The sequence below is a fragment of the Catenibacterium sp. genome (assembly GCF_052354645.1).
GTDB classification, from domain to species: domain Bacteria; phylum Bacillota_I; class Bacilli_A; order Erysipelotrichales; family Coprobacillaceae; genus Catenibacterium; species Catenibacterium mitsuoka_A.
On record NZ_DAWDDM010000044.1, the window covers coordinates 1 to 9,447 of the forward strand.

A 9,447-nucleotide genomic window follows, 5' to 3' on the forward strand; every position below is an offset into this window, starting at 1 on the left:
GTATAAACAGTGATATATAGTTTATCTTTATCAAAAGCAAGCCATTCTTCACCTGTTAAGAATTCCCATGCAAAATGAATTGCTTCTGTCTTAAAATAGTCACCAATAGAGAAGTTACCTAACATTTCAAAGAATGTATGGTGACGTGCTGTCTTCCCTACATTTTCAATATCGTTTGTACGAATAGATTTCTGTGCATTTGTGATACGATTACATGCTGGTTTTTCTGTACCATCAAAATATTTCTTTAATGCCGCTACACCTGCATTGATCCATAATAATGTTGGGTCATCATGGGGAATCAATGAAGCACTTGGTTCAACCATATGTCCCTGTTTCTTGAAATATTCAAGGAATAATGCACGAGTCTGATTACCTGTTAACTTTTTCATAATATCCTCCTAAAATAAAAAAAGCCATTCCTTAAAAGGAACGACTTAAATCGCGGTACCATCCTTATTCATAGATAAATATATCTATGCCCTTTATGACTTTAACGCAGTCATACGTTGATGTTTACATCACTCTCGAAAGGAGCCTTCCTTCATACACCCAAGAACTTGCACCACCCGTTCTCTCTCTTAAGACCTCTATGAAGTACTTGTCTTTCTCAACGATTATGCCCCTATTATACATAAAAAAAAGATAAGGCGCAAGCCTTATCTCTATTCTTCGATTAAAGAACCTTCTGCAAGCATTTCACCCTTGATTGGTAATAACTTGTAGATCAGTTTCATAAATACTGCATCAAATGGTAACATGATTACTGTAGTTACAATATTGAATACTGTATGGAAGTTAGCCACCTGATGTGCTGGAGTTCCAGAGAATTGTGCAATCCATGATAATAATGGTGTAGCAGAACATATAATCAAGAAGAAGATTGTACCCACTAAGTTAAATAGGACATGGAATGTCGCAATACGCTTAGAGTTTCTACATCCAGTCACTGATGCAAGAACGGCAGTAATACAAGTACCGATATTTAGTCCACATACCATGAATGCTGCTGTACTAAATGGCACTAAGCCTTTAGTTGCAAGTGCAGATAGAATACCTACTGCAGCTCCAGAAGACTGGATCAAAGCAGTAAAGGCAGCTGCAAATAATACGGCAAGTATTGGATTAGAAAGAGTTGTCATTAATTTAATAAAGACAGGTTCCTTCTGAAGTGGCACAACGGCCGCGCTCATCATATTAAGCCCCATGAAGAGAATACCAAATCCAGTCATAACTGAACCAATACCTCTCACATTACGATTCTTGAAGAATAAGCACATGAAGACACCCACAACTGCAAAGACCGGTGCGACAACACCTACATTAATCGCAATCATCTGTGCTGTAATAGTTGTACCGATATTAGAACCCATTACAACCCAGATACATCTGTTTAATGTCATTAAGCTGGCATTCATGAAACCAATCAACATAACAGTCACTGCAGAAGAACTCTGTACAGCAGCTGTTACACCGATTCCGACAAGAACACCTTTAAATTTTGTATTTGTTAGTTTTTCTAAGATAGTTTTTAAGCGGTCACCTGCAGCATCTTCTAAGGAATCACTCAAAACCTGCATTCCATACAAAAAGAGTGCTAGCCCACCTAATAAGTCAAGCCAATTCGTTATTTTCATAATCTCGTTTTCCTTCTTTTACCACTACATTATAACGTGTCTCTACGTAAATGTCGTTAACTAAATGTTAAAATAATCTTAAGTTTATGTAAAGTACTTTACAAAAATAACTTAAATTTAATGTTTTTAACGAACTATTTACTTGATTATTCGAAGTCAGATATCGAAAAAGAAGAAGTTTTATGTCTCTCCTGAAAACGTTTGAGTAATGTTGTACGTCTTTGTTCATCCTGATTATTATGAAGGCCACGAATAAAGACATTATGATCTCCTAGGATAAATAAAGACTGCTTGGCTCTTGTGATACCTGTATATAATAAGTTTTTCTTCATCATAATGCTGTATTCTGGAAGTACTGACATAATAACAATCTTAAATTCATTACCCTGAGATTTATGAACAGACATACAATAAGCATGTCTTAACATATTGAATTCAGTCGTACGGTAGTTTACAAACTGCCCATCAAAATCAACAGTGAGAGTATCATAAGATAATCCAGTATCTTCTTTCTTTTCAATTTCTACTAAGATTCCTACATCCCCATTATAAACATCATCATCAGGACGATTTTTTAATTGAAGAAGCTTATCTCCTTCTCTAAAGATCTTACCACCCACTTTGATTTCAGCTTTATCACTTGTTGGCGGGTTAAACATAGCCTGTAAAGATTCATTTAAAGCATCTATACCTGCTACACCTCTATACATAGGTGCTAATACCTGTACATCGGATGCATCATATCCCTCTTCTACCGCTTTTTTCACAATAGTCTGCACACATTGTGCAACATCCTTGTTAGGACATACTGTAAAATGAATATCTCGATAATCTTCGAAAACACGAGAATCATAATGATCATTTCTGATATCATGAGATAATGCGACAATACCACTGCCTTCTTCTTGACGATAGATTGTCTGTAAGCAGATATGTGGAATACCACTCAATAACATATCCTTTAAGACATTACCTGGTGATACTGATGGAAGCTGCTGGTCATCACCAATAAGTAATATTTTATGTACATGAGCACAAGCATCTAATAATTTAGAAAACAAGAGTGAATCAACCATTGAGAACTCATCAATGACAAGCAAATCAATATCTAATGGATGATCCGAGTTCATAGAAAATGTATTGGTAGAAATATCCCATTTTAATAATCTGTGAATAGTAGATGCTTCTAGTTTAGTCAATTCTGATAATCGTTTTGCTGCACGCCCTGTAGGAGCTACGAGTCCTATCTTTTCATCAGGATATAATGAACGATAAACCTTTAATATAGCTTGTACAATCGTTGTTTTACCAGTACCAGGACCACCTGTTAAAATAAGTGCTGATTCTTCTAAAAACTTCTTAATCGCATTCTTCTGTATTTCATCATAAGTAATACCCTGTAATTCTTCTGTTCTTTTAATCTTTTCATCAATGACAGAATCTTCAATAGACTGCGTTGATTGTTTAAGATAACGTTCAAACTTTTCTGCAATCATTGTCTCACTTTCATATAAATCTCTTGGATAATAACGATCTTCTTCCTGAATAACCTTTTCAGCTATGATTTTATCTAGATTCTTCGCAAATAAATCATCAGGACATTCAGGTAACATACGTCTAAAGTGATGATAAAAGGATTCATAATCACTATAGGTGCTTCCTGTCTGGAAACATAAATCCATTAAAGAAGCTAGTATACCTGCCTGGATACGTTTATCATCTAATGGTTCTACACCTGTTTTCATTGCAAGTTCATCAACACTTTTAAAACCAATACCTTCTATATCATCAATGAGGCGATATGGATCATTTTGTAATACATCAAGTGTCTTATCTTTATAGAAGTTTTGAATGAGTGGTAAATTACGAGTAGAAATACCATTTCCCATAAAGAAAGATAAAACCTGTTGATCATAATCCTGACTTGTCAATACACCTACAATATTCTTCTTAATTGTTTCTGTAACATTGGGAATATTATTTAAACAATCAGGATTATCCTTAATAAGAGTTAAGGCTTCCTCCCCTAATGCATCCACAATTCTTTCAGCCGTCTTCTTACCCACTCCCTTAAAGAGTGATGAAGAAAGATAGCGGATAATCTCACTTCGATCATCCGCTAGAATTATTTCATAAGAAGACACTTTGAATTGTTTACCATAACGGGGATGTGTGACATAGCTTCCTTTAATACGATAACGATCATCATTATTTACATAGGACATATTTCCTATAATAGTGAATTTTTCATCATCTGTCTCAAAAGCTGCTACTATATATTTATTTTCTGGATTATAGAAAATAACTTTACTAATAATGCCTTCGTATTCTTCCATTATAAATAGTCAATCTCCTTGCCGTCTTTATAGACTTTATCAATTGTACCTCCACCTAGACATACATCTCCATCATAGAAGACAGCAGCCTGACCTGGAGTGACAGCCTTGATTGGTTTCTTAAATGTAACATAAAGTGTTGTTTCATCAATAAAGTGTAATGAAACATCATTATCCTTCTGACGATATCTAAACTTGGCAGTACAGTCATATTCACCTTCTGGCTTTATTGCAGAGATCCAGTTGACATCAGTAATCAATGCACCATGAGATAATAACCATTTATTACTATCACCCTGAGCAATATAAAGAATATTCTTGTCATAATCTTTTCCTACGACAAACCAAGGTTCACCATTACCACCAATACCTAAACCTTTTCTCTGCCCGATTGTATAATACATAATACCCTGATGTTCACCAATAACCTTCTTAGAGACAATATCTACCATCTTGCCTGATTTAGCCGGAATATAGTTCTTTAAGAATTCTCTAAAATCTCTTTCACCAATGAAACAGATTCCTGTAGAGTCCTTTTTATGTGCTACAGGAAGATCAAGTTCTTCTGCAATTTGTCTTACTTCTGGTTTAGTGAGTTCACCAATTGGGAACAATGAGTTATTTAACTGATTCTGATTCAATTGACATAAGAAATAAGTCTGATCCTTATTATTATCTACACCACGAAGCATCACTGATTCTTTTCCTTCAGTATGTACAACACGGGCATAATGTCCTGTCGCAATATAATCAGCATCAATAGACTTAGCATAATCTAAGAAAGCTTTGAATTTAATATGTTTATTACATAGGATATCTGGATTAGGTGTGCGTCCTTTTGCATATTCTTCTAAGAAATATGTAAAAACCTGATCCCAGTATTCTTTAATAAAATCCACTCTACGGATTTCAAGTCCTAAATGTGATGCAACCGCCTGTGCATCTAAATAATCTTTTTCCTGTGGACATACATCATCATCATTTGTAGGGTTACCTAGAATATCATTATTTAATGAACTATCCCAGTTTCTCATAAATACACAGATTACTTCGTAACCTTGTTTCTTTAATAAATAAGCAGCAACGGCACTATCCACACCGCCACTTAATCCAAGTACAACTCTTTTCATGTTCTACCTCCCTTTGTCTAGTATTCTACCACACAAAAAAGGCTCTTGAAAGAGCCTCCTATTATTCTGCCTTCATTCTTGTCATTGGAAGCATTGCAGCACCGATAGCACCACAGTCTTCTAATTCTGTTTCAAGTAGTGGAATATGATTTCTCATACCTACATGAATCTTCTGATTGAATTCTTTTGTTAATTGATTTAGGAAATACTTCTTAGACTTCATAACACCACCACCTACTACAAAGCAATGTGGATCAACTGTATGTGCGATATTTGCGAATAATGTAGCAAGTTCACTAACACATTCATCCGCAATACCCTGAGCTGTTTCATTACCTTCTGCAGCCAATCTAAATACATCACCTGCATGATGTACTAAATCTTTACCAAGAGCTTCCTGACCCTTTCTAGTGATTGCAGTACCAGAGCATTCTCCTTCTGCAGCACCTGGGTTTAAAGCACCCTGCTTATAACCATTATTCTTAACGATGATATTACCGATTTCACCAGCATGTCCTCTACCACCAGAGATTAACTGTTTATTAACTGTGAAAGCGCCGCCAATACCAGTAGAAACTGTTACATAATAACAAGTTGGATAATTCTTACCAGCACCTAATACCGCTTCAGCAAGACCAGCAACATTTGCATCATTATCTAAGAATACAGGTTTATTGAATTTTGTAGATAACTTTTCAGCAATTGGGTAATTTTCAAAACCAGGAAGGTTACTTGCCATAATCATAACACCCTTTACAACATCAACTGGTCCAGGTACACCAATACCAATACCTTCTACATTTTCAATACCACCACATACTGTATAATCGATTGCTTCAATCTGACGACAGATTTTTGCAGTAACAGCATCTGGTCCTTTTTCTCTTTCAGTAGCATCCTTCACTTCACTATATGACTGACCATTTTCATCAACAAGTAAAGTTCTTACGTTTGTACCACCTAAATCAATTCCAATATAATACTTCATGTTCTCTATACCTCCTTGAAATATTATATTACAGATTACACTTACACGCTATGAAAAAAGTTCTTTTTGTATCTTTTCTAACTGTTCGGGTAACTGTGATGTAACCGTTTTACCTTTTAAGTAGCTCATAGAGCCTATTGGATCCACAAAAGTTAATTGATAAGCATGGAGGAACTGATGATTGAGATGAAACTTTTTCTTTACTTCCTTATTCCATTCAAAATCTCCATATTTACTATCACCCATAACTGGATGTCCTGTCGCACTTAAATGAATACGAATCTGATGTGTACGGCCAGTAATAAGCTGTACTTCTACTAAAGAACATGTAGAACATTTTTTTAAGACATGTACTATTGTTTTCATAGATAAAGCCCCCGGTGTATCTTTCTTTACTAAATACATCTTTCCTTCATCTTCATTCTTTTTGACGTATCCTGATAATGTAGCATCCTTCATATGTCCCATCGCAATAGTAAGATACTTCTTTTCAATGCCTTGTCTTGTTTTCATCATTGTATTTAAATCCTGAAGTGCACGCATATCTTTACCAAAGATGACAAGTCCACTTGTATTACGGTCTAAGCGGTGCACCGGACCTGGTGTAAAGCTGATATTCTTTTCTGGATCATATTCACCCTTCTGATATAAATAAGTGAGTACCTGGTTAGATAATGTATTCACTGATTCATTGATATCTTCATGAACAAGCAATCCTGCAGGTTTATCTACAATAAGAATATGTGTATCTTCATAAACAACTTTAAAAGTAATAGGTAACTCATAAATAGTTAAAGGTTTTGTGTATTCCTTGAACTTATCTTCATATAAGAATAGTTCCACCTCATCTCCCGAATGAAGAATATAGTTTTCCTTTACTCTTTTACCATTTACTTTAACATCTTTTTTTCTTAACATTTTATATATAAGTGAAGAAGGTGCTTGGACTAACACTTTCTTTAAGTATTTATCTATTCTTTGATGATCATCATATTGATCGATTACTAGTTTTTTCATAATATCTCCTTTACCCCCTCATTATAGCATACACCTCTTAGATTATGGTATAATAAAAGTCGAGGTGACAATCATGGAAAAACAAATAGATTCAACAACAATTTATGATGGAGCCATCATAAAGGTAACTAAGGAACATGTATTATTACAAGACGGTAATACTGCTGTACGTGAATGTGTATATCACCATGGTGGTGTATGTATTCTTGCGATAGAGGATGATGAAATTATTCTTGTAAAGCAGTTCCGTTATCCAAATAGATGCGATACATTAGAAATACCTGCAGGTAAGCTAGAATTAGGAGAAGATCCTGATAAGGCCTGTTATCGTGAATTTGAGGAAGAAACAAACAGACGTGCTAAAAATATGCGTCCTATCTTAAAGATGCTTCCTACACCTGGTTATTCAAGTGAAATACTTAGAATTTATGAAGCAGAAGACTTTAAAGAAGTAGAAGATTCATTACAGTGTGATGCAGATGAATTCTTAAATATCATTAAAATGCCTATCGATGAAGCTTACAAAGCAATCTTTGATGGACGCATTATTGATGGTAAAACTGTCATTGCAGTTATGTACGCTTATAACAGAAAACATTGCAAATAGTAAAAGAGCTCTAGGTTAAGAGCTCTTTTTACTTAGTATAGAGTATTTAATCACTTCTACGATTGAAACAATCACTACATTCATAATATAACAATGAATCATCTTTAAAGCAGAAAGAGTCATCAATGTATTATCATTCATATAAGTATAGTAATCTGGAATAACATTCGTAATAGAATGAAGACCATTGAAGATGAATTCAAAAATTGATTCAACAACATCAATATAACCTAAACTAATTGCATGTAATACCTTCACAACAGGCTGATCCATCATATTACCTAACGCAATATGAACTACTAAACCAAGTAAGAGAATCATCAATGATAATAATAAGACATAACTAATATTAATAAAAGTATTAATAATATGATGATCAGGCTTCTTTTTTGGCTCTTCTACCACTGGTTCTTCTTTTTCTTCCTCTATTTCTTCTGGAGGATTGTTTTCAGCTTCCATAACCTTTGCGATGACATCATTTAATGCAGCCGTATCCTGCGCATTCAGTGATAATGCGGTAGGTTCTTCTTTTTTTTCTTCTACTACAGATTCTTCTACTTCTTCTTTTTCTAATTCTGCTAGATCTTCATCACTGAAGGTAAAACGTCTTGGACGTTCTTTAGTGAGTTCAGAGAGTTTAGATATATAAGTAGATTTAATGATTTTTAATAAGTCAGGATCATCCTTATAGACTTCCTGCAAGTTTGCGAATAAAGCCTTTAATTTAGCAACAGACATCTCTTTGTCCATACCAAGAAGCGGTTCAAAGATCTTATAATCTTCATAACGACCAAAAAGAATATCATTCAATGCTTCATACATTGTATTGGCTACCTGATAAGAACAGCTGATTTCATCATCTCCTGCTTCTACCAAATCATTTAAATAAATAGTATTCATTCCAATATTATTAGCTGAATGAAGAATACCATTCATAGAAGTAATGACTAATGTATCTTTAGGTGTTACCTGGAATCTTTTATCAATATAAGCAAGCAGTTCTTCTGAAGGAAGTGCTTTAATATCTGTATCACATCCAATAACATAATCAACTTTACGATACAAAGAACCAAGTTCTAGATAATTAATAGCTGTTTTAGTTTTATGAGTAGAAACAATTGCAATTGGAATATTATTCTGACGAAAGTATTCAAATAACTCAATAACACCATCTTTTGGTGATAAACCCTTCATGTTCAAATAATTATATAAATCTTTTTCTACAGTTGCATTAAGCTTCTGACTATTAATTGTCGTCGCAAGCGGAAGAGTTTCATACATTGAATACATATTACCTAAAGCATGATAGAACTCTTCAGGAGTAACAATAATATTTTTCTTTTTACATAAATTCTTATAGAAATTATAGCGGAGTCTGTTTAGGGGGAATATACATCCATCCAGTTCTATGATTGCTAGTTTTAATTCTGTATCCTCTCTCATAAATAATACCCCTTTCCCTAATCTAACCTCCATTATAGCAAATTCCCAAATGATATGCTATCATATACAACAAAAAAGCAGAACCGAAGTTCTGCATTGTTTACAAATGGTCTCCCCGCACGGGCTCGAACCGTGGACCCTCTGATTAAGAGTCAGATGCTCTACCAACTGAGCTACGGAGAGATAGTTCTTGATATTTCTATCAAGAATATCAGGTTTATCCTGTTAAATTTTAAATGGTCTCCCCGCACGGGCTCGAACCGTGGACCCTCTGATTAAGAGTCAGATG

At 34.5% G+C, this 9,447-nt stretch carries 8 protein-coding genes, 2 tRNA genes and 1 other annotated feature (1 of these 11 only partly in view); of the genes, 1 reads left to right on the plus strand and 9 read right to left on the minus strand.

Going from position 1 to position 9,447, the window contains the following annotated elements; genetic code table 11:
• From ACT8VG_RS03370 to ACT8VG_RS03395, 6 genes are all read right to left on the minus strand, one after another.
• On the minus strand, positions 1-392 hold a 392-nt coding region (locus ACT8VG_RS03370), incomplete at its 3' end, for an alanine--tRNA ligase-related protein (protein WP_444195201.1).
• Positions 393-425: 33 nt separating this feature from the next.
• Positions 426-623 (minus strand) — a binding site (T-box leader).
• Positions 624-665: 42 nt separating this feature from the next.
• Entirely contained in the window at positions 666-1,637 is a 972-nt protein-coding gene (locus ACT8VG_RS03375) for a Na/Pi cotransporter family protein (RefSeq protein ID WP_117458418.1), read from the minus strand.
• 146 nt (positions 1,638-1,783) lie between these two features.
• Positions 1,784-3,973 (minus strand): SF1B family DNA helicase RecD2, encoded by a 2,190-nt coding sequence (gene recD2, locus ACT8VG_RS03380; RefSeq protein WP_444195202.1) that lies wholly within the window; start codon positions 3,971-3,973, stop codon positions 1,784-1,786.
• Positions 3,973-5,103: a tRNA 2-thiouridine(34) synthase MnmA gene (gene mnmA, locus ACT8VG_RS03385; RefSeq protein WP_444195203.1), complete on the minus strand. Its 1,131-nt coding sequence runs from the start codon at positions 5,101-5,103 to the stop codon at positions 3,973-3,975. Before mnmA ends, recD2 begins: the two co-directional genes overlap by 1 nt.
• Before the next feature lie 61 nt (positions 5,104-5,164).
• The gene (locus ACT8VG_RS03390; protein ID WP_217106004.1) at positions 5,165-6,091 is read right to left on the minus strand and encodes an ROK family protein; all 927 of its coding nucleotides are present in this window, start codon (positions 6,089-6,091) and stop codon (positions 5,165-5,167) included.
• 48 nt (positions 6,092-6,139) lie between these two features.
• Positions 6,140-7,108, minus strand: a complete 969-nt coding sequence (locus ACT8VG_RS03395; RefSeq protein ID WP_187012177.1) for an RluA family pseudouridine synthase — start codon at positions 7,106-7,108, stop codon at positions 6,140-6,142.
• Between the two features lie 73 nt (positions 7,109-7,181).
• On the opposite strand from ACT8VG_RS03395, the gene ACT8VG_RS03400 reads away from it, so the two are divergent.
• The gene (locus ACT8VG_RS03400; protein ID WP_117458413.1) at positions 7,182-7,715 is read left to right on the plus strand and encodes an NUDIX hydrolase; all 534 of its coding nucleotides are present in this window, start codon (positions 7,182-7,184) and stop codon (positions 7,713-7,715) included.
• Positions 7,716-7,730: 15 nt separating this feature from the next.
• On the opposite strand, the gene ACT8VG_RS03405 is transcribed toward ACT8VG_RS03400, so the two are convergent.
• The 3 genes from ACT8VG_RS03405 to ACT8VG_RS03415 all read right to left on the minus strand — a co-directional run.
• On the minus strand, positions 7,731-9,158 hold the full coding sequence (locus ACT8VG_RS03405; RefSeq protein WP_444195204.1) for an HAD hydrolase-like protein: 1,428 nt from the start codon (positions 9,156-9,158) through the stop codon (positions 7,731-7,733).
• A gap of 107 nt (positions 9,159-9,265) precedes the next feature.
• Positions 9,266-9,341, minus strand: a tRNA-Lys gene (locus ACT8VG_RS03410).
• A 54-nt stretch (positions 9,342-9,395) separates the two neighbouring features.
• Positions 9,396-9,447 (minus strand) — tRNA-Lys (locus tag ACT8VG_RS03415) (it continues 124 nt past the right edge of the window).

Excerpts from the sequence above, each read along its gene's own strand:
- ACT8VG_RS03390 (WP_217106004.1), bottom strand. The coding sequence starts at position 6,091 with ATGAAGTATTATATTGGAATTGATTTAGGTGGTACAAACGTAAGAACT.
- mnmA (WP_444195203.1), bottom strand. The coding sequence starts at position 5,103 with ATGAAAAGAGTTGTACTTGGATTAAGTGGCGGTGTGGATAGTGCCGTT.
- ACT8VG_RS03375 (WP_117458418.1), bottom strand. The coding sequence starts at position 1,637 with ATGAAAATAACGAATTGGCTTGACTTATTAGGTGGGCTAGCACTCTTT.
- ACT8VG_RS03395 (WP_187012177.1), bottom strand. The coding sequence starts at position 7,108 with ATGAAAAAACTAGTAATCGATCAATATGATGATCATCAAAGAATAGAT.
- ACT8VG_RS03400 (WP_117458413.1), top strand. The coding sequence starts at position 7,182 with ATGGAAAAACAAATAGATTCAACAACAATTTATGATGGAGCCATCATA.
- recD2 (WP_444195202.1), bottom strand. The coding sequence starts at position 3,973 with ATGGAAGAATACGAAGGCATTATTAGTAAAGTTATTTTCTATAATCCA.
- ACT8VG_RS03405 (WP_444195204.1), bottom strand. The coding sequence starts at position 9,158 with ATGAGAGAGGATACAGAATTAAAACTAGCAATCATAGAACTGGATGGA.